This is a genomic window from Pantoea sp. SGAir0180 (assembly GCF_043546245.1).
Map to the genome: position 1 here is coordinate 303430 of NZ_CP028071.1, position 20711 is coordinate 324140.

A 20711-nucleotide genomic window follows, 5' to 3' on the forward strand; every position below is an offset into this window, starting at 1 on the left:
TGACTGACCGGTTTTTCACGGCATAGCGAGCACGCGGCGCGCCTGTCTGGCCACATTTTCCATCTCATCCTGCAGCTCCAGCAACTCCGGCTCCAGCGCCTCAATATCACTGGCCTGATGCAGTTCTTTTTCCAGTTTACGACAGAGTTGCTTCATCCGCGGTACGCCGCTGTAACTGGCACTGCCGTGAAGTTTATGGATAATTTCCCGCAAGGCAACCGCATCGTTTTCAGCCATGTACTGTACGATCTTAGCGTGCACTTCCGGCAAAAATTCCAGCAGCATTCGCAATAAATCCCGCGCTAAATCAGGTTTGTTGGCCGCCTGACGCAACGCCAGTTTCCAGTCCAGCGTGGGCAGGATCTGGGGAACCTCGGGCACAGCGCTGGCCGGGCTGGGCATATAACGCGTCAACACCTGACTGAGCTTATTTTCATCAATAGGCTTAGCAAGATAGTCGTTCATGCCGGCCCGGATCAGGTGCTCACGTTCACCATCGATCGCGTGCGCGGTTACAGCGACGATCGGCGTGTTGGCATGGTTTGGCAGCGTGCGGATAATTTCACTGGCGCGAATGCCATCGATGTCGGGCATCTGGATATCCATTAAAATCACGTCCAGTGCTTGCCGGTGGGCGACGTGGATGGCCTGCTCGGCGTTATTGCACAGGATGCTGTGCTCAACCTGTTCTTCCAGCAGTGCGCCGATCAGCTTGAGATTCGCAGGATTATCATCCACCGCCATGACGGTTAACGGCAGACGCGGCGAGGAAGAGGCATCGTTACTGTGGCGGGCATGCAGCTCCAGCAGCATGGGCAGTAAACGTGTTTGTGAGACAGGTTTGGCAATACAGCCGTCAATGCCACGTACTTTTAGCTCATCGGCCAGTAACATCATTGGGCTTGGCAGCGCCATGATGACCTGATCGGCGCGTTCCAGCAGCGAATTGATAAACTGGCTTTCCAGCACCTGCGACTGGCTGGCATCGACAGGCATCGCCATCAGCAACAGGGGATAACGCGGCTGACTCAGGCCTTCCAGCGTTAAGCTGTGCTCTACCTGTAACGGCGTCGCGCCTAAAATCTCGACGACTGCGCTGGCAACATCGGGATTCGCTTCCACATAGGCCATGCGGGTGTTCGATAGTGCGTCAAGGACGCGCGGCATACTCGGTGCATTCGGATTGAGATCAAGTTTCACGCGCACCCAAAAGGTGGAACCGTGATTCTGGCGGCTGACGAAGGTGATCTCCCCGTTCATTTCCTGCACCAGTTTCTGGGTGATGACCAGTCCCAGCCCCGATCCGCCGTGGCGACGGGAAATGCTGGCATCCGCCTGGCGAAAAGCCTGAAACAGCTGCGCCTGCTGTTCTTCGGAAATGCCTATCCCCGTATCACGCACCTGAATCTCCAGCTCAACCTGGGTTGCCGTAAGGGTATGTTGCTCAACCCGTAAATTGATGGTGCCTTTTTCGGTGAACTTAATCGCATTGCCCATCAGGTTAATCAGGATTTGCTGCAGGCGAAGCGCGTCACCGATCACGTTGTCGGGGACGTTGTTATCGCATACCACCGTCAACTCCAGCTTCTTTTCGTGGGCCGATGGGGCCAGCAAAACCAGCGTTTCATCCAGCGTGGCGCGAAGCGGGAAAGGAATGGATTCCAGCATCAGCTTTCCGGCTTCCAGCTTCGAGAAATCCAGTACGTCATTGATAATCGACAGCAGGTTATTGGCCGAACGTTCAATCGTCAGCATATAGTCACGCTGGGTGGTGCGCAGCGGCGTTTTCAGCATCTGACGGGTAAAGCCCAGCACGCCATTCAGCGGCGTGCGCAGTTCATGGGACATGTTCGCCAGGAATTCGGATTTGATGCGGGCAGCTTCCTGGGCACGTTTTTTGGCCAGATCCAGCTCAACATTCTGAATTTCGAGCTGCTCCAGCGTTTCCCGCAGGTCCCAGGTCGCCTGATCGATGTTGTGCTGCATCTCTTCGTGGTAGGCGGTAAGCGACATCGCCATGGCATTGATCCCATTCTTCAGGATGCTCAGCTCGCCCAGCATGTGGCCTTCCACCCGGCTGTCCAGTTGCCCACGACGAATCCGGTCAACGGTGCTGACCATATTGCGAATGGGGCCGGTAACGTCCCGCATCAGGCGATAGGCAAACAACATGGCAATACACAGGCAGAACAGCAGCATCAGGGTGGCAATAAAGACTTCCCGGTATTGCTGTAAACGCACGGACTGCAAATCCAGCTCTATCGCCACGTAGCCCAGCGGATTCCCGGCGGGCTTGGCATCCTGTCCGGGCAATTCATCCACGGCGTAACGCTCGGAGGTGATGGGTTTGCGCAGGATCAACAGGTTGCCGCTGCCCTCCAGGGAAACATCCTCGGGCAGCGCCTGGATCGCCTGCTTTGTCTTCAGGCTGAGGTTTTGGTTGGTGTTGGAGGTGACGTAGAGCTGGTTATTATCATCAAAAACAGAAATGGCCCGTACAATGCCGGAATGGCGGCGATGGAGTAAACTCACCAGTTCACGCAGCGCATCACGATTGTGCCAGGTCATGCTGTATTCTGTGGAGACCGCCAGCGGTTCAATGATATTTGCCCCCGCCTCAATCACCTGGCGCTGTAATTCATTGTAGCGATGCACCACAAAAAATGAGCTGAGCAGCAAGCCTACCATTAGCGTAGGCGCCAGGATTAAAATCATCATTCGCGCCCGCAGGCTGTATTTAGTCATAATAGTCGCCTGCTGTTTCGGCCTGAACGTCCCTGTGCACGTCGCTGAAATGGATGCACATCGAATTTAAAGAGAAAGAACTACACTATGGCGCAATTTTATTCCGCAAAACAGCGCGTGACGACCCGAAAAAGGCTGACCGTCACTATCGAAGACCTGGATCCTTTCGGTCAGGGCGTGGCCCGGCACAAAGGAAAAACCCTGTTTGTCGCGGGTGCGCTGCCCGGCGAACAGGCGGAAGTCACCCTGCTGGAGGAGAAGCGCCAGTATGCTCGCGCCAAAACAGAGCGTCTGTTGAACCACAGCCCGTCACGGGTTGAACCTCGCTGTCCGCATTTTAGCCGCTGTGGCGGCTGCCAACAGCAACATGTTGATGAGCCGCTACAGCAGCAGAGTAAAGCGCGTGCGCTGGCACGAATGCTTACTCAGGCAGCAAAGCAGCCGATCACGGTGGATGAGACCATCGCCGGTCCTGCCTGGGGCTATCGCCGCCGTGCCCGCCTTGGCCTGCAGTGGCACAGCAAAACACAGCAGCTCCAGATGGGCTTTCGCCAGGAAGCCACCAACGATCTGGTCGATATCCAGCAGTGCCCCGTTTTGGCGCCCCAACTTGAGGCGCTGATTATTCCGCTGCGCAATTGTCTCACTACGCTTAATGCTGTCAACCGTTTAGGCCATGTCGAACTGGTGCTGGCTGATAACGGGCCGGTGATGTTATTGCGTCATCTGGATGCATTAACTGCTGACGATATGGCAAAACTGGAACGGTTTTCGCATCAGCATCAGCTCATGCTGTTTTTGGATGATGGCGGCGAGGCACTGCGCGCAATCAGTGAACAACGCCCGTTTTATCATTCACACCAGCTTACGCTAACCTTCAGTCCACAGGATTTTATTCAGGTTAACGATACGGTGAATCAGCAGATGGTCGCCAGGGCAATCGCGTGGCTGGATTTACAGCCTGACGATCGTGTGCTGGACCTGTTTTGCGGCATGGGAAACTTTACGCTCCCTGTAGGAAAAACGGTACAAAATGCCGTAGGTGTGGAGGGCGTTGCAGCATTAGTCCAGCAGGCGGAGTATAATGCTGAGGTCAATGATCTTAAAAACGTCAGATTTTTTCAGCACAATCTGGAAGACGATGTTTCGCGTCAGCCCTGGGCGACGCAAGGCTTTAACAAGGTGTTACTCGATCCGGCGCGGGCCGGGGCGGCGGGTGTCATGTCCCATGTCGTCAAACTATCACCACAGCGTGTGGTCTATGTGTCGTGTAATCCTGTAACACTCGCGCGTGACAGCGAAACACTGTTGTCGGCGGGCTACCAATTGGAAAGGGTCGCGATGCTGGATATGTTTCCGCATACCCGTCATCTCGAATCCATGGTGCTGTTCAGAAAAAAAACATAAGTGTCCGGCAGGGGCGCTGTGCAGGAGAGGATATGGTTGCGGTCAGAAGTGCACATTTAAATACGGAAGGGGAATTTGCCCTCGACCAGTGGATCGCCAGTCTTGGCGTGGCTAACCCGCAATCATGTGAACGTCTTGCTGAAACCTGGCGCTATTGTGAGGCGCAGACGCAAGGCCATCCCGACCAGTCGCTGCTGCTGTGGCGCGGTATTGAGATGGTGGAAATCCTCTCAATGCTCAGCATGGACATTGAAAGCCTGTGCGCGGCACTGATTTTCCCGCTCGCCAATGACGAAGTGGTCAGCGAAGAAGAGCTGGAAAAAACCGTGGGCAAAGGCATCGTTTCGCTGGTACATGGCGTACGCGATATGGATGCGATTCGCCAGCTGAAAGCCATTCATAACGATTCAATGGCCTCAGAGCAGGTGGATAACGTGCGCCGCATGCTGCTGGCGATGGTGGAAGATTTCCGCTGCGTGGTGCTCAAGCTGGCAGAGCGCATTATGAACCTGCGCGAGGTGAAGGATGCACCGGAAGACGAACGCGTTCTGGCCGCCAAAGAAAGCACCAATATTTACGCGCCGCTGGCCAACCGGCTGGGCATCGGCCAGTTGAAATGGGAGCTGGAAGATTACTGTTTCCGCTATCTGCATCCCGAAGAATACAAGCGCATTGCGAAACTGTTGCACGAACGTCGTATCGATCGTGAGCAATATATCGATAACTTTGTCGTTAACCTGCGTAAAGAGATGGCGAAAGAGGGCGTTCGTGCCGAAGTGTACGGCCGTCCCAAACATATCTACAGCATCTGGCGCAAGATGCAGAAAAAATCGCTCGCCTTTGATGAGCTGTTCGACGTGCGCGCGGTGCGTATTGTGGCTGAGCGTTTACAGGACTGCTATGGCGCGCTGGGTACGGTACATACGCTGTACCGCCATCTGCCCAGTGAATTCGACGATTACGTCGCTAACCCGAAGCCTAACGGCTATCAGTCCATTCATACGGTGGTGCTGGGACCGCAGGGTAAAACCGTTGAGATCCAGATTCGTACGCGTCAGATGCATGAGGACGCGGAACTCGGCGTCGCGGCACACTGGAAATACAAAGAAGGCCCGTCGTCCAGCCATGCCCGTGGGGCGGCAGGCCATGAAGAACGCATTGCCTGGTTACGTAAGCTGATCTCCTGGCAGGAAGAGATGGCCGATTCCGGCGAGCTGCTGGAAGAGGTCCGCAGTCAGGTGTTTGATGACCGCGTCTACGTCTTTACCCCGAAAGGCGATGTGGTCGATTTGCCCGCCGGTTCTACGCCGCTGGACTTTGCCTACCATATCCACAGCGATATCGGCCATCGCTGCATCGGTGCCAAAATCGGTGGGCGCATCGTGCCCTTTACCTATCAGTTGCAGATGGGCGACCAGGTTGAAGTCATCACACAAAAACAGCCGAATCCGAGCCGCGACTGGCTGAACCCGAATTTAGGATTCATCACTACCAGCCGTGGCCGCGCCAAAATTCACAACTGGTTCCGTAAGCAGGATCGCGATAAAAACATTCTTGCCGGTCGCCAGATTCTGGACAACGAGCTGAACCAGATGGATATCAGCCTGCGTGAAGCCGAGAAGCTGCTGCTGCCGCGCTATAACGTCACCTCGCTGGACGAGTTACTGGCCGCCATTGGCGGCGGGGATATTCGTCTGCACCAGATGGTGAATTTCCTGCAGGCCAAGCTTAATAAGCCGACGGCGGAAGAACAGGACCGTGAAGCCCTGCGTCAGCTGACGCAAAAATCGCACGCGCCGTCTGCCCGCAAGGAAAGTGGTCGCGTCGTGGTGGAAGGGGTGGGCAACCTCATGCACCATATCGCACGCTGCTGTCAGCCTATCCCGGGCGACGATATCGTCGGCTTTATCACCCACGGACGCGGTATTTCCATTCACCGTGCCGACTGCGATCAGCTGTCGGAGCTGATCTCCAACGCGCCAGAGCGCATCGTCGATGCCGTATGGGGCGAAAGCTACTCCAGCGGCTATTCGCTGGTGGTGCGCGTCACGGCTAACGATCGCAGCGGGCTGTTGCGCGATATCACCACGATTCTCGCCAACGAAAAGGTCAACGTGCTTGGCGTATCGAGCCGCAGCGATACCAAAAAACAGCTCGCCACCATTGATATGGACATCGAGATTTACAATCACCAGGTCCTGGGGCGCGTGCTGTCTCGCCTCAATCAGGTACCTGACATCATCGATGCCCGCCGCCTGCACTAACCTGTCATCAGGCGCACGTTTTGACCGACGTGCGCCTGGCTGCTTTTATCACCGCGTTTATGCCAACGAAACACCGGAAGGATTACCCTATGACGTCAATTGATCGCCTGCTGGGCATTATGAAAACCCTGCGCGATCCGCAACAGGGCTGCCCGTGGGATCGCGAGCAGACCTTTGCCACCATCGCGCCTTATACCCTGGAAGAAACCTACGAAGTGCTGGATGCCATCCAGCGCGAAGACTTCGACGATCTGCGGGGGGAGCTGGGCGATCTGCTGTTTCAGGTGGTGTTTTATGCCCAGATGGCACAGGAGCAGGGGCGCTTTAATTTTGATGATATCTGCCATGCCATCAGTGACAAGCTGGAACGTCGCCATCCGCATATTTTTGCGGAAGGCACCGCCGGGAACAGCGCTGAGGTGTTGAAAAACTGGGAGGCGATAAAAAGCGCGGAACGGGCAGAGAAAGCCCAGCATTCGGCACTGGACGATATTCCAAAAGCGCTGCCTGCGCTGATGCGCGCTCATAAAATTCAAAAGCGTTGCCACAATGTGGGCTTCGACTGGACAACGCTAGGCCCGGTGGTCGACAAGGTGCATGAAGAGATCGATGAGGTGATGCACGAGGCGCAGCAAAGCGTCGTCGACCCGCAAAAGCTGGAAGAAGAGATCGGCGATTTACTGTTTGCGACGGTTAACCTCTCGCGTCACTTGGGCAGCAAAGCCGAAATCGCGCTACAGAAGGCCAACGATAAGTTTGAACGCCGTTTCCGTGCGGTGGAAGCAATCATTACTGCACAGGGGCTGTCTATGCCGGGCGCCACGCTGGAACAAATGGAAGCGGCCTGGCAGCAGGTAAAAGCCGACGAAAAACGCTGATTATTCCAGCGCTGCGCATAAAGTGCGCGCTCGGGCTTACTCGATTCAGCTTCGCGTCAACTTTGTGATGTACGTCAACATTTTGTTAACCGCTATCCGCTAAGGTACGCGCAGCAATGCGTGAGGAGAGGGATGTGATTCATCAATTGTGGCTGATGGCGGTTTCCAGTATACTGTTTTCCCGTCCTGGTTATTCCACCGTCTTTAAACCTAAACTCTCAGGTTCAGCATGACAACGAATTATATTTTTGTGACCGGCGGGGTCGTTTCCTCTCTGGGTAAAGGCATTGCCGCAGCCTCCCTCGCAGCCATTCTCGAAGCGCGTGGTCTGAACGTGACCATCATGAAACTGGATCCGTACATTAACGTCGATCCGGGTACCATGAGCCCGACACAGCACGGTGAAGTATTCGTCACTGATGATGGGGCCGAAACCGATCTGGATTTGGGTCACTATGAGCGCTTCATCCGCACGAAAATGTCGCGCCGCAACAACTTCACCACTGGCCGTATCTACTCGGAAGTCCTGCGCAAAGAGCGCCGTGGCGACTATCTGGGTGCCACGATTCAGGTCATTCCGCATATTACTAATGCGATTAAAGAGCGCATCATCGAAGGTGGCGAAGGTCACGACGTCGTGCTGGTCGAAATCGGCGGTACGGTCGGTGATATCGAATCCCTGCCGTTCCTGGAAGCGATTCGTCAGATGGCCGTCGACGTGGGCCGCGAACATACGATGTACATGCACTTGACGCTGGTGCCTTACATGGCGGCAGCGGGCGAGGTCAAAACCAAGCCGACGCAGCACTCTGTAAAGGAACTGCTCTCTATCGGTATTCAGCCAGACGTCCTGATCTGCCGTTCCGATCGGGCTGTGCCGGCCAACGAGCGTGGCAAAATTGCCCTGTTCTGTAACGTGCCAGAAAAAGCCGTTATTTCGCTCAAAGACGTCGATTCCATCTACAAAATTCCAGGCATGCTGAAATCGCAGGGTCTGGATGACTATATCTGTAAGCGTTTCAATCTGAATGCTCCGGAAGCCAATCTGGCCGAGTGGGAGCAGGTGATTTATGAAGAAGCGAACCCGGGCGGCGAAGTCACCATTGGTATGGTGGGCAAATATGTCGAACTGCCGGATGCGTATAAATCTGTTATTGAAGCCCTGAAGCACGGCGGGCTGAAGAATCGCGTTACCGTCAACATCAAGCTGATCGACTCCCAGGACGTAGAAACCCGCGGTGTCGAATTGCTGAAAGATTTAGATGCCATTCTGATTCCGGGTGGGTTTGGTTACCGCGGTGTCGAAGGCAAGCTGATGACGGCGAAATATGCCCGCGAAAACAACGTGCCTTATCTCGGCATCTGTCTTGGCATGCAGGTTGCCCTGATGGAGTTCGCGCGCAATGTTGCCGGTATGGAAGGCGCAAACTCCACAGAATTTGTGCCAGACTGTAAGTACCCGGTGGTCGCCTTGATCACCGAATGGCGTGACGAAGAAGGTAACGTTGAAGTCCGTTCTGAGCAGAGCGATCTGGGTGGTACCATGCGTCTTGGCAGCCAGCAGTGCCAGTTGACCCCGGAAAGCAAGGTTCGCCAGCTGTACGGTTCTGACACGATTGTTGAGCGCCATCGTCACCGCTACGAAGTAAATAATATGCTGCTGAAGCAAATTGAAGCAGCGGGTTTACGCGTGGCAGGACGTTCTGGCGACGATCAGTTGGTTGAGATCATTGAGATCCCGAACCATCCATGGTTTATTGCTTGCCAGTTCCACCCTGAGTTCACATCGACGCCACGCGATGGTCATCCGTTGTTTGCCGGGTTTGTGAAGGCAGCACATGAGCATCAGAAGCGTTTAGCGAAATAAGTTTAACGAACAACGCGCGAACTTTTCGCGCGTTGTTTGTCTTAGGATTGACTAACTTGTACTGAGGAAAATCGTAATGGCCAAAATCGTAAAAGTCATCGGTCGCGAAATTATCGACTCACGTGGCAACCCAACTGTTGAAGCTGAAGTGCACCTGGAAGGCGGCTTCGTAGGCCTGGCTGCAGCACCATCAGGTGCCTCTACCGGTTCTCGTGAAGCACTGGAACTGCGTGACGGTGACAAATCTCGCTTCCTGGGCAAAGGCGTAACTAAAGCGGTTGCTGCGGTTAACGGTCCGATTGCTGAAGCGGTAAAAGGCAAAGACGCGAAAGATCAGGCGAACATCGATAAAATCATGATCGACCTGGACGGTACTGAGAACAAATCTAACTTCGGTGCTAACGCCATTCTGGCTGTTTCACTGGCTGCGGCAAAAGCGGCGGCAGCCTCTAAAGGTCAGGCGCTGTATGAGCACATCGCTGAACTGAACGGCACCCCAGGCAAATATTCTATGCCACTGCCTATGATGAACATCATCAACGGTGGTGAGCACGCGGACAACAACGTCGACATTCAGGAATTCATGATTCAGCCTGTCGGCGCATCAAGCGTGAAAGAAGCGATCCGCATGGGTTCAGAAGTGTTCCACAACCTGGCGAAAGTGCTGAAAAGCAAAGGTATGAGCACAGCGGTAGGTGACGAAGGTGGCTATGCGCCAAACCTGGGTTCTAACGCCGAAGCGCTGGCGGTTATCGCGGAAGCGGTAAAAGCAGCAGGCTATGAGCTGGGTAAAGATATCACCCTGGCAATGGACTGTGCGGCATCTGAATTCTACAAAGATGGCAAATACGTGCTGGCCGGTGAAGGCGGTAAGGCCTTCACCTCTGAAGAGTTCACCCACTTCCTGGAAGATCTGACGAAGCAGTATCCGATCGTTTCTATCGAAGATGGCCTGGACGAATCTGACTGGGATGGCTTCGCCTACCAGACCAAAGTGCTGGGCGACAAAATCCAGCTGGTAGGTGACGACCTGTTCGTTACCAACACGAAGATCCTGAAAGAAGGTATCGAGAAAGGCATCGCGAACTCCATCCTGATCAAATTCAACCAGATCGGTTCACTGACCGAAACCCTGGCTGCGATTAAAATGGCGAAAGACGCAGGCTACACCGCTGTGATCTCTCACCGTTCAGGTGAAACCGAAGATGCGACCATCGCTGACCTGGCGGTCGGTACTGCTGCAGGCCAGATCAAAACCGGTTCAATGAGCCGTTCTGACCGTGTTGCGAAGTACAACCAGCTGATCCGTATCGAAGAAGCGCTGGGTTCAAAAGCGCCCTTCAACGGTCTGAAAGAAGTAAAAGGCCAGTAAGTTTACTGACTTCTGACTTCTGACTTCTGACTTCTGACTTCTGATGAAAACCCGCCCACGTGGCGGGTTTTTTTATGCCTTTGCCGTCAGGCTTCCTCACCTTTTTCTGCGACGTCTATGCTGTTTACATCTGTGCTTAACACAACCCACCGATACTGACGCTGTATACATGAATCTGACGCATCCTGTTGCTCGCCTGAGGCGCATGAATCACCGCTTTCAGGCAAAGTTTAACTGGCTGAAGGAGAAAACCTGTGAGGCTGGTTTCGTATAACGTTGAAAACCTGTTTGATCGCGCCAGAGCGATGAATCAGAACGAATGGCGTGCAGGAAAACCGGTACTCGAAAAATTCGCCGAGCTGAATGCCCTGCTGGGGCAGGCTGAGTATACCGACGCGATGAAAAAACAGATGGTTGAACTGATGGTGGCGCTGGGACTGCAAAAGTCAGACACCGGGCCTTTTGTTCTCCTGCGGCGCAACCGGGGTAAACTGTTGACCCGACCCACAGACAACAGCGGCATTCGCATTATCGCCAATGGCCGTGCTGACTGGGTCGGATCGCTGGAACTGCGACGTGCGCCGATAGACGAGATTGCTATGGGATTAACGGCGCAGGTCATGACAGATCTCAGGGCGGATATCCTGACGGTCGTGGAAGCAGAAAGCCGCCCCGCGTTGCTGGAATTTAATAACACGATGCTGCCCGCACGCGGCGGCACGCCGTTTAATCATGTGATGGTGATTGATGGCAACGATGAGCGGGGCATTGATGTCGGGCTAATGAGCGCGGCAGACTTTGCTATCGACACAATCCGAAGCCATGTCGATGACAAAGATAAACAGGGCGAGCTGATTTTCTCGCGCGACTGTCCCGAATTCACGATTCCTTTGCCCGACGGTCAAACCCTGCTTGTGCTGGTTAACCATTTTAAAAGCAAAGGGTACGGTGCAAAAGCCAGCTCTGACGCCCGCCGTAAACGGCAGGCGGAGCGGGTCAAAGCGATATATCAGCAACGCATTAAAGACGGGCAAACCCTGATCGCGATCACGGGCGATTTTAACGACACGCCAGACAGCGAGGCCTTATCGCCGTTGCTGAAGGACACCGACCTGAAAGATATCTTTACCCATGAAAAGTTTGATAACGGTGGCTATCCCGGTACCTGGGGCGGTTGCAGCGCCAGTAATAAAATTGACTATATTTTGCTGTCGCCCGCCCTGTGGAAAAAGGTCGAAAAAGGCGGCGTGTGGCGCAAAGGGATGTGGCCCGGTGTTCGCCCGGTAAAATGGGAAACCTATCCCGAACTGAAAAAAGAGGTCAATGCAGCGTCTGATCATGCGGCGGTGTGGGTGGATCTGACCCTCTGATCCCGCCTGCTGTCCTCCTGTCGCCTGGCGCGTTCACAGAAGATCGCGTCGGTTCAGCATCACCTGACATGATCTCAGCGCTGAGTTCTGCGATAATCACGTTTTAAAACTTCACAGAGATGATTATGCAGTACCCGATTAACGAAATGTTCCAGACGCTGCAAGGCGAAGGCTATTACACCGGCGTGCCGGCGATTTTCATCCGCTTACAGGGATGTCCGGTAGGATGCAGTTGGTGTGACACCAAACACACCTGGGAAAAACAGGCGGATCGGGAAACAGCATTAGGCGATATTCTGGTTAAAACGGTGGAAAGCGATGCCTGGGGCAACGCGGATGTGCCAATGCTGCTCAGCAGCATCGCGCAACAGGGCTGGACGGCCCGTCACATTGTGATCACCGGCGGAGAACCGGCCATCTACGATTTGCGCCCACTGACCGACGCGCTGGAAGCCGCAGGGTTTCAGTGCCAGATCGAAACCAGCGGGACCCACGAAATCCACTGCTCTGCACAAACCTGGGTGACCGTGTCGCCGAAGGTTAATATGCGCGGCGGTTATGATGTCCTGGCACAGGCGCTGAGCCGTGCAGATGAGATCAAACATCCGGTAGCACGGCAACGTGATGTGGAGGCCTTAGACGATTTACTGGCCGGGATTCAGGACACAAAAGCGCGCATTATTGCGCTGCAGCCGATCAGTCGCAAAGATGATGCAACAAAACTGTGTATCGAAACCTGCATTGCGCGCAACTGGCGCCTGTCGATGCAGACGCATAAATACCTGAATATTGCCTGACAGCAAAAAGGCGGCCCTGGCCGCCTTTTTCATTTACTGTTTCGCTTTCCAGGTTTCATAAGCCTGCTTAATCTCCGCTTTTGCGGCGTTCGCGTCTTCAAACCCTTTCAGCTCAACCTTCTTACGGCCCTCGGGCAGTTCCTTGTAAACGCGAAAAAAAGCCTCCAGCCGCTGCTGCTCCATTTTGGGCAAATCGGCTACCGTCTGAATCGCATCATAGGTTGGATCGACATGACTGGCGGGTACGGCGACAATTTTGTCATCCACTTCGCCGCCGTCGATCATTTTCAGTACGCCAATCGGGCGCAGTTTAATGAGTGTCCCGGGGGCGAGTGGGGCGCGCGTATAGAAGATCACATCCAGCGGATCGTTATCACCGCCCAGTGATTGCGTCAGCGAACCGTAGTTAGCCGGATACGCAACCGGCATGGACTGAAAACGGTCGGCAACGATGAAACCGGTTTTCGCATCGGTTTCATATTTAATGATGCCGCCTGCCGGAATTTCCGTGACGGCATAGAAGGCATCCGGCAGCGTTTCGGGTTGCGGGAAGTTAAGGATGTTTTCCGCCTGGACGGCGGCAGAGGCAGTGATAAAAACGGACAAGGCCAGAAAAGGCTTTCTCAGGTTCATTGTTGATTCTCTTGATCTTTAATGAAGGAGAGAACAGCCTGGTCGGTAAAGATGACAGCGGGATGACAGCCGACGGAACGTTACAATGCACATGTCAGCAACCCTGCCGACTGATCAACCCTGTGTCCGATCAGCCGCCCGTTGGCGAAGGGCGGCCGGTTAACCGCGGTAGGTACAGCCTGCGGTGCAGGTTTCTTTGATCATGACCGCGCTCAGCAACGGCAGGCGAGGCTTCATATGATCCCAAATCCATTTGGCCAGCACTTCGCTGGTCGGATTCTCCAGTCCCGGAATGTCATTGAGGTAATAATGATCAAGCCGGTCATAAAGGGGTTTAAAGGCCGCTTTCAGTTCAGCAAAATCCATCACCCAGCCGGTATGCGCATCCACTTCGCCGGTGATTTCCAGACGCACCAGGAAGGAGTGACCGTGCAAACGACCGCATTTGTGTCCGGCCGGTACATTAGGTAAATGGTGTGCGGCTTCGAACTGGAACTCTTTAAATAACGTGGTAGACATAATCGCTCTCAGGCATTAAAAACGGGCCGAATTCTACCTGAAAAGCAGCTTTTTCGCACCCGTTAAGCGCAGTTTGCTCAGCCAATCGCCAGAATGGTTAAGCGCATCAGGGCGTTAACCCGGCATAAAGCCGTTAACCGTTGTGCGACACGTCGGCGGGAAGACGCGCCACGATTTCTTCGGCGATACCGAAATGTTCAATTAACAACTGATGTTGTTGTGATTGTGACAGCGGCGTGAAGCTTTCGCTTCCGTCCTGGGCTCTTACTACCTGCTCACCTTTAACGATAGCGGTGAGAGTGTCATGACTTGCCCGACGAATCAGCAGTGCACCGTCAAAGCGACTGGTGTTGCGGCTTTTTTGATGGCGCGCCTGAAAGTCAGCGAAGGGGATATTAAGCGCCAGGAGCTGACAATCCAGCCTTGCCCGACCTAACGGCTTCCAGTTAATCAACCAACTGTCGCCCTGCTGATGAACCTGCGTGCCCCAGACGGGATGCGCATACTCCGCCACCTCAAGCGGCAGCGGATGGTCATGAAGCATCGTAGCATCCACCACCAGAGGACGATCGTCGAGGGTGACCAACAGCAGGCCATGACCGGGAGAATCGACGGGGGACGGACGCGAGGACAGCATCCTGGAGACACCGAGTTGCGCACGAAATCCCAGTTGCATAAGCAGCGCAAAGAGTGCGCCATGACCGGCCCAGCAGGTGCCGCCGGTGCCAAATTGTAGCCAGTGCGTGAAAAAATCGTCGGCCGTAGTGCCGGGCAACGGTTGGGAAGGAGGATCGTCCGCGAGAATGCGCCGGCGGATATTGTCGAAGGGCACCTTCTGGCACCAGGCGCGGTAAAGCGCCTGAAGTCCGGCCGCATCTGGGGCAGGGGAGTGATCCAGGCCCAGTTTATCCAGGATTCGCTCTGTCAGCGCAGGCGATAATGCAGTTACTGTCTCAGGCACCCGATCCTCTCGTATCGTCGCTTTGGCAATTCGTTATGCCACGTATTCAGGGCAATCACCCGCCATTAATCAGAGCGGGAAGGATGATTACCTGAGTCTGTTGATGACTGTCAGGATTACCACTTTTAACGATTAATTGTATCTGAAAAACCATTTAGTCATTTTGGTTATTTGATATGTCGAAGGCGTCTTTAATCGTTAATATAGCTGGCTGTACCCTTCTCTCTCTTCCGCCACTATTCGGTCCGGATTTCTGCTACTGGAATTTTTATCGCGATGACGACTCAGGCACCAGGTTCACTGCTTCCGCTCTCTCCGGAGCAACTTGCCCGTTTAGAGGCAGCAACGACAGATTTTTCCACCACTCAAATGGCGTGGCTCTCCGGCTACTTCTGGGGCAAAGTTAATCATGCGCCTGGTCAGGCGGTGGCCAGCGCTCCGGCACAGCCTGAAGCGCCCGCGATTACGCTGCTTTCCGCCTCGCAAACCGGCAACGCCCGTCGGGTGGCTGAACAGCTCCGCGATGACCTGCAGGCCGCAAAGCTGACCGTGAATCTGGTGAACGCCGGCGACTACAAATTTAAACAAATCGGCCAGGAAAAGCTGCTGATTGTGGTGACCTCCACGCAAGGGGAAGGCGAGCCGCCGGAAGAAGCCGTTGCGCTGCATAAATTCCTGATGTCGAAAAAAGCGCCCAAAATGGACGGTGCGGCTTTTGCCGTACTGGGTCTGGGCGACACCTCCTATGAATTCTTCAGCAAGGCGGGCAAAGATTTCGATACACGGCTGGCTGAGCTGGGGGCGGAACGCCTGCTGGATCGGGTTGATGCCGATGTTGACTATGCTGAGCAGGCCAGCGCCTGGCGCCTGGCGCTCACCGACATTCTGAAAGCACGGGTCCCGACGGCCTCGCCCGCACAGGCGGCGGCAACCGTGGCGGGCAGCGTCAATGAAGTGTCCACCAGCCCCTATTCCAAAACGCAGCCCCTCAGCGCGAGTTTATCGGTCAATCAGAAAATCACCGGCCGCGATTCGGATAAAGACGTCCGCCATATCGAAATTGATTTGGGCGATTCCGGTTTGCGCTACCAGCCCGGCGATGCGCTGGGCGTCTGGTATGAAAACGATGCCGCGTTGGTCAGCGAACTGCTGGAGCTGGTGTGGTTAAAAGGCGATGAGCCGGTTGACGTACAGGGCCAGACGCTGCCGCTGGCAGAGGCGCTGCAGAAACATTTCGAGTTAACGGTCAACACCGCGCAAATTGTGGCGCAGTACGCCACTTTGTCCCGCAACGACGAACTGCTGTCGCTGGTGGATGACAAAGCTAAACTTCAACAGTACGCGCAACGTTATCCGATTGTCGATATGGTTCGCCTGGCGCCTGCGCAACTGACGGCTGAGCAGCTGACCAGCCTGCTGCGTCCCTTAACCCCGCGCTTGTATTCGATTGCCTCTTCGCAGGCGGAGACCGATACTGAAGTGCATATCACCGTGGGTGCGGTACGTTTTGATATCGAAGGACGGCAGCGCGGCGGCGGCGCATCAACCTGGCTGGCAGACCGTGTTGAAGAAGACGGCGAAGTCCGGGTGTTTATCGAACATAATGATAACTTCCGCCTGCCGGAGAATCCCGATGCACCTGTGATCATGATTGGTCCGGGCACCGGAATCGCCCCGTTCCGCGCCTTTATGCAACAGCGTGATAACGATGGGGCCAGCGGGAAAAACTGGCTGTTCTTTGGCAATCCGCACTTTACGGATGACTTTCTGTATCAGGTTGAATGGCAGAAATATGTTAAAGACGGCCTGTTAACGCACATCGATCTGGCCTGGTCGCGCGATCAGGCAGAGAAAATATACGTACAAGATAAAATCCGCGCGAAGGGTGCGGAAGTCTGGCGCTGGATTCAGGATGGCGCGCACCTGTATGTCTGCGGCGATGCAAATCGCATGGCAAGAGACGTTGAGCAGGCGTTACTGGATGTGGTGGTCGAGCACGGTGCTATGGATCGTGAAACGGCTGACGAATTTTTAAGTGAGCTGCGCATTGAGCGCCGCTATCAGCGAGACGTTTACTAATGACTGAAAAATACCCTGGACCGCTGGTGGTTGAAGGCAAACTGACGGATGCAGAGCGGTTAAAAAAAGAGAGCAATTACCTGCGTGGAACCATTCTTGACGATCTTGAGGATGGACTGACCGGTGGTTTCAGCGGCGACAACTTCCTGCTGATCCGTTTTCACGGCATGTACCAGCAGGATGATCGCGATATTCGCGCAGAACGCGCCGAGCAAAAGCTGGAACCGCGCCATGCCATGATGCTGCGCTGCCGCCTGCCGGGTGGGATTATTACGCCGACCCAGTGGCTGGCGATCGATAAGTTTGCCACCGAGAAAACGCTCTACGGCAGCATTCGTCTGACGAACCGTCAGACGTTCCAGTTTCACGGCATCCTGAAAAAGAACGTCAAACCTACGCATCAGATGCTGCACGAAGTGGGGCTGGATGCGCTGGCGACGGCGAATGACGTTAACCGTAACGTCCTGTGTACCTCCAACCCGGTGGAATCCGCGTTGCATCAGGAAGCCTACGAATGGGCGAAAAAGCTGTCAGAACATCTGCTGCCGCAAACCCGCGCCTATGCTGAGATTTGGTGGGATCAGGAGAAAGTCGCCACAACGGACGAAGAGCCGATCCTGGGGGAAACCTACCTGCCGCGTAAGTTTAAAACCACGGTGGTGATCCCGCCGCACAATGATGTCGATCTGCACGCTAACGATCTGAACTTTATTGCCATTGCGAAAAACGGCAAGCTGGTCGGCTTTAACCTGCTGGTGGGCGGCGGTTTGTCCATTGAGCACGGTAACAAAGCGACCTATGCCCGTACCGCCAGCGAATTCGGCTATTTTCCGGTAGAGAAGATTCTGGACGTCGCCGCGGCGGTGGTTACCACGCAGCGCGACTGGGGCAACCGTACCGATCGTAAAAACGCCAAAACCAAATACACGCTGGAGCGCGTGGGCGTTGACACCTTTAAGGCCGAAGTTGAGAAGCGCGCCGGTGTGACGTTTGAGCCGACGCGCCCTTACGAATTCACTACACGCGGCGATCGTTTCGGCTGGATCAAAGGTATCGACAACAAATGGCATCTGACGCTGTTCATTGAAAACGGCCGTCTGCTGGATTATCCGGGACGTCCGTTAAAAAGCGGCATCGCCGAAATCGCCAAAATCCATCAGGGCGATTTCCGCCTGACCGCCAACCAGAATCTGATCGTGGCGGGCGTGCCAGAAAGCCAGAAAGCGCAGATTGAGGCGATTGCCCGTGAACATGGACTGATGGAAAATGTGACGCCGCAGCGAGAAAACTCAATGGCCTGCGTGGCGTTTCCGACCTGTCCACTGGCTATGGCGGAGGCTGAGCGTTTCCTGCCGTCTTTCGTCACCCGGGTTGAAGCGATCATGCACAATCACGGCGTCGGTGAAGAGCACATCGTGCTACGCGTTACCGGTTGTCCGAACGGCTGTGGCCGTGCGATGCTGGCAGAAGTGGGCCTGGTCGGGAAAGCGCCAGGGCGTTACAACCTGCACATTGGGGGTAACCGTATCGGCACGCGTATCCCACGTATGTATCGTGAAAACATTACCGAACCTGAAATTCTCGCCACAATTGATGAGCTGGTAGGGCGCTGGGCGAAAGAGCGCGAGGCCGCAGAAGGCTTTGGCGACTTCGTGATCCGTGTGGGCATCGTTGCACCGGTGCTGGACCCTGCGCGCGACTTCTGGCAGGAGGCAAAATGAGTATCGATCTTGCAGCACTGAATGCGATGTCGAAGGTCCAGCGCGCGATGGCGCTGGCCGCGACGAATGCCCAACTGGAAAAAGCCTCTGCGGAAGAACGCGTAAGCTGGGCACTGGAAAACCTGCCGGGTGCTTATGTGCTCTCGTCCAGCTTTGGTATTCAGGCTGCCGTATCGCTACATCTGGTCACGCGTGTGCAACCCGATATTCCGGTTATCCTCACGGATACGGGCTATCTGTTTCCGGAAACGTATCGCTTTATAGATGAGCTGGCCGACCAGCTCAATCTCAACCTGAAGGTGTTCCGCGCCGAAACGTCGCCTGCCTGGCAGGAAGCGCGTTATGGCAAGCTGTGGGAACAAGGGGTTGAAGGCATTGAGCAGTACAACCAAATCAACAAAGTTGAGCCGATGAACCGGGCACTGGAAACGCTGGGCGCCCAGACCTGGTTTGCGGGCCTGCGTCGCGATCAGTCAGGCAGTCGTGCCAGTCTGCCGGTGCTGGGCGTTCAGCGCGGTGTGTTTAAAGTGCTGCCGATTATTGACTGGGATAACCGCCAGGTTCATCAGTATCTGCAAACCCATAATCTGAAATACCATCCGTTGTGGGACGAAGGCTACCTGTCGGTGGGAGATACGCACACCACGCGTAAGTGGGAGCCGGGCATGGCGGAAGAAGAAACACGTTTCTTTGGCCTGAAACGCGAGTGCGGCTTGCACGAAGGCTGATGAAGACAGCATAGCAAAACGGGCGATTCATCCGAATCGCCCGTTTTGTTATGGGCCGGGTCGCGGCCTCAGCGGTGGAGATTCTCTGCGGTCAGAACGCGGTTTCTACGCTGTCCACGACGCGGTAGTCGTCATCGACCAGCGGAAGATAGCGCCACTTATCAAAAGCGGTACAGGGATGAGAAATACCGCATCCTACCCAGTCGCCCGGCTGAAGGGATTCATCCGCGGGAAGGCGCAGATAGGCATGCTGATCGTTAACCTCGCTGATCGACAGATGCGTGCCGGATCGCGGTGCGCTGCCGTCAGCGGCACGCATCCACAGCGGGACAGGTAAATCCTGATCGAAAGGGACATCGCGTCGGCCAAAGTCCAGCAGCGCCAGTCCTGGTTCCGGACGGGACAGTACGCGCCCCCAGATTTCCAGCGCGGCTTCAAAATGGTGGCCTGAGCCCGGCTGCGCAAAGGGGGCGATACGGGAATAGAGACCGCTGTCGTGTGCCATATACGCACCCGAGCGAATTAAAGGCTGAACCGGTAGCGGCAGCGTGGCCTGGGTAAAGCACGCTGTCACCACATCAAACCAGGCACCCCCACCGGCGCTCAGCAGAATGGTCTCACTCTGAAACAGCTGGCGTTCAGCCAGCAGAGTGGCGGTAGATATCATGACGTTGCAGTAGTGCTGAATTAACGCCACGCCCGCTGCATCACGCGCGGCACCCAGCGCCCCTTCATAGCCCGCGACACCGACAAGCTGCAGGTGACGACTTTGGGCGATGCGTTCAGCTATCCTCAGCACTTCCTCCTCGGTTCGGCATCCTGTTCTGCCGCCGGGAATCGATACTTCAATCAACACGGCAATGGCCGTATCGCCCAGGTTCTCTTCCAGCAGCGTGATGCCCGCCAGTGAGTCCACATAACAGAGAAAGCCGTGGTCAGGATGCTGGCGCTGCCATTCACCGATCCAGCGAATACCGGCAGGATCGACTAACTCGTTTGCCAGAAAGACATTGCGGATACCAAAGTGTCGCAGGGCACGGACCTGAGCGGGCGTGGCGGCGCTGATGCCCCATGCACCGCCCTGACTGACAGCTCGCCGTAAGATGGTCGGTGCCATCGACGTTTTACCGTGCGCCGCCAGCATGACACCTTTTTCGCGACAGAATGCCGCGAGTTGCTGCAGGTTATTCTCCAGTGCGGCCTGTTTCATGACCATCACCGGCGAAAACACCGCTGCGCTGCGCAGGACGTCGGTGCCGATCTCAAGCGGCGCCGCGCCGGTACCGGCAACGGATTTAAAACGGGGCGATGGCTGCGCGGCATCCAGCGTGGCATCCGCGTTTAGCGGAAGACGTAAAGACATAGCGGCT

At 55.2% G+C, this 20711-nt stretch carries 15 protein-coding genes; 10 read left to right on the forward strand and 5 right to left on the reverse strand.

The features are described 5' to 3' along the window. Window positions 1–15: 15 nt before the first annotated feature. Window positions 16–2745 carry a two-component sensor histidine kinase BarA gene (gene barA / locus C1N58_RS01495; RefSeq protein WP_394564512.1) on the reverse strand — a complete coding sequence of 910 codons (2730 nt, stop codon included), beginning with the start codon at window positions 2743–2745 and terminating at the stop codon, window positions 16–18. An 87-nt stretch (window positions 2746–2832) separates the two neighbouring features. On the opposite strand from barA, the gene rlmD reads away from it, so the two are divergent. The 7 genes from rlmD (at window position 2833) to queE (ending at window position 12700) form a co-directional block, all read left to right on the forward strand. Beyond that, a complete protein-coding gene (gene rlmD, locus C1N58_RS01500; protein WP_394550366.1) occupies window positions 2833–4152 on the forward strand; it encodes a 23S rRNA (uracil(1939)-C(5))-methyltransferase RlmD in 1320 nt (439 codons plus the stop codon). Window positions 4153–4184: 32 nt separating this feature from the next. Further along, window positions 4185–6416, forward strand: a complete 2232-nt coding sequence (gene relA / locus C1N58_RS01505; protein WP_006120764.1) for a GTP diphosphokinase — start codon at window positions 4185–4187, stop codon at window positions 6414–6416. Window positions 6417–6505: 89 nt separating this feature from the next. Then, window positions 6506–7294 carry a nucleoside triphosphate pyrophosphohydrolase gene (gene mazG, locus C1N58_RS01510; protein ID WP_033739678.1) on the forward strand — a complete coding sequence of 263 codons (789 nt, stop codon included), beginning with the start codon at window positions 6506–6508 and terminating at the stop codon, window positions 7292–7294. Between the two features lie 229 nt (window positions 7295–7523). Next, window positions 7524–9161, forward strand: coding sequence for a glutamine hydrolyzing CTP synthase (gene pyrG / locus C1N58_RS01515; RefSeq protein ID WP_006120762.1), 1638 nt, complete (start codon window positions 7524–7526; stop codon window positions 9159–9161). 76 nt (window positions 9162–9237) lie between these two features. Beyond that, window positions 9238–10533: a phosphopyruvate hydratase gene (gene eno, locus C1N58_RS01520; RefSeq protein ID WP_006120761.1), complete on the forward strand. Its 1296-nt coding sequence runs from the start codon at window positions 9238–9240 to the stop codon at window positions 10531–10533. A 254-nt stretch (window positions 10534–10787) separates the two neighbouring features. Continuing rightward, a complete protein-coding gene (locus C1N58_RS01525; protein WP_394564513.1) occupies window positions 10788–11903 on the forward strand; it encodes an endonuclease/exonuclease/phosphatase family protein in 1116 nt (371 codons plus the stop codon). A gap of 125 nt (window positions 11904–12028) precedes the next feature. Next, the gene (gene queE / locus C1N58_RS01530; protein ID WP_006120759.1) at window positions 12029–12700 is read left to right on the forward strand and encodes a 7-carboxy-7-deazaguanine synthase QueE; all 672 of its coding nucleotides are present in this window, start codon (window positions 12029–12031) and stop codon (window positions 12698–12700) included. A 33-nt stretch (window positions 12701–12733) separates the two neighbouring features. Here queE and C1N58_RS01535 read toward each other — a convergent pair whose 3' ends face one another. The 3 genes from C1N58_RS01535 to C1N58_RS01545 form a co-directional block, all read right to left on the reverse strand. Next, a complete protein-coding gene (locus tag C1N58_RS01535; protein ID WP_039338364.1) occupies window positions 12734–13333 on the reverse strand; it encodes an inorganic diphosphatase in 600 nt (199 codons plus the stop codon). 159 nt (window positions 13334–13492) lie between these two features. Beyond that, window positions 13493–13852 (reverse strand): 6-carboxytetrahydropterin synthase QueD, encoded by a 360-nt coding sequence (queD, locus tag C1N58_RS01540; protein ID WP_006120757.1) that lies wholly within the window; start codon window positions 13850–13852, stop codon window positions 13493–13495. A 133-nt stretch (window positions 13853–13985) separates the two neighbouring features. Then, window positions 13986–14813 carry an arylamine N-acetyltransferase family protein gene (locus C1N58_RS01545; protein ID WP_394564514.1) on the reverse strand — a complete coding sequence of 276 codons (828 nt, stop codon included), beginning with the start codon at window positions 14811–14813 and terminating at the stop codon, window positions 13986–13988. Between the two features lie 276 nt (window positions 14814–15089). Here C1N58_RS01545 and cysJ point away from each other — a divergent pair, with 276 nt between their 5' ends. The 3 genes from cysJ to C1N58_RS01560 are packed head-to-tail and all read left to right on the forward strand — an operon-like array spanning window position 15090 to window position 19341. Then, window positions 15090–16892, forward strand: coding sequence for an NADPH-dependent assimilatory sulfite reductase flavoprotein subunit (gene cysJ / locus C1N58_RS01550; protein ID WP_054633233.1), 1803 nt, complete (start codon window positions 15090–15092; stop codon window positions 16890–16892). Next, entirely contained in the window at window positions 16892–18613 is a 1722-nt protein-coding gene (cysI, locus tag C1N58_RS01555; RefSeq protein ID WP_394550367.1) for an assimilatory sulfite reductase (NADPH) hemoprotein subunit, read from the forward strand. The genes cysJ and cysI overlap by 1 nt, the downstream gene beginning before the upstream one ends. Beyond that, entirely contained in the window at window positions 18610–19341 is a 732-nt protein-coding gene (locus C1N58_RS01560; protein ID WP_006120753.1) for a phosphoadenylyl-sulfate reductase, read from the forward strand. Before cysI ends, C1N58_RS01560 begins: the two co-directional genes overlap by 4 nt. Before the next feature lie 91 nt (window positions 19342–19432). On the opposite strand, the gene C1N58_RS01565 is transcribed toward C1N58_RS01560, so the two are convergent. Beyond that, window positions 19433–20704: an alanine racemase gene (locus C1N58_RS01565; protein ID WP_058708941.1), complete on the reverse strand. Its 1272-nt coding sequence runs from the start codon at window positions 20702–20704 to the stop codon at window positions 19433–19435. Window positions 20705–20711 lie beyond the last annotated feature (7 nt).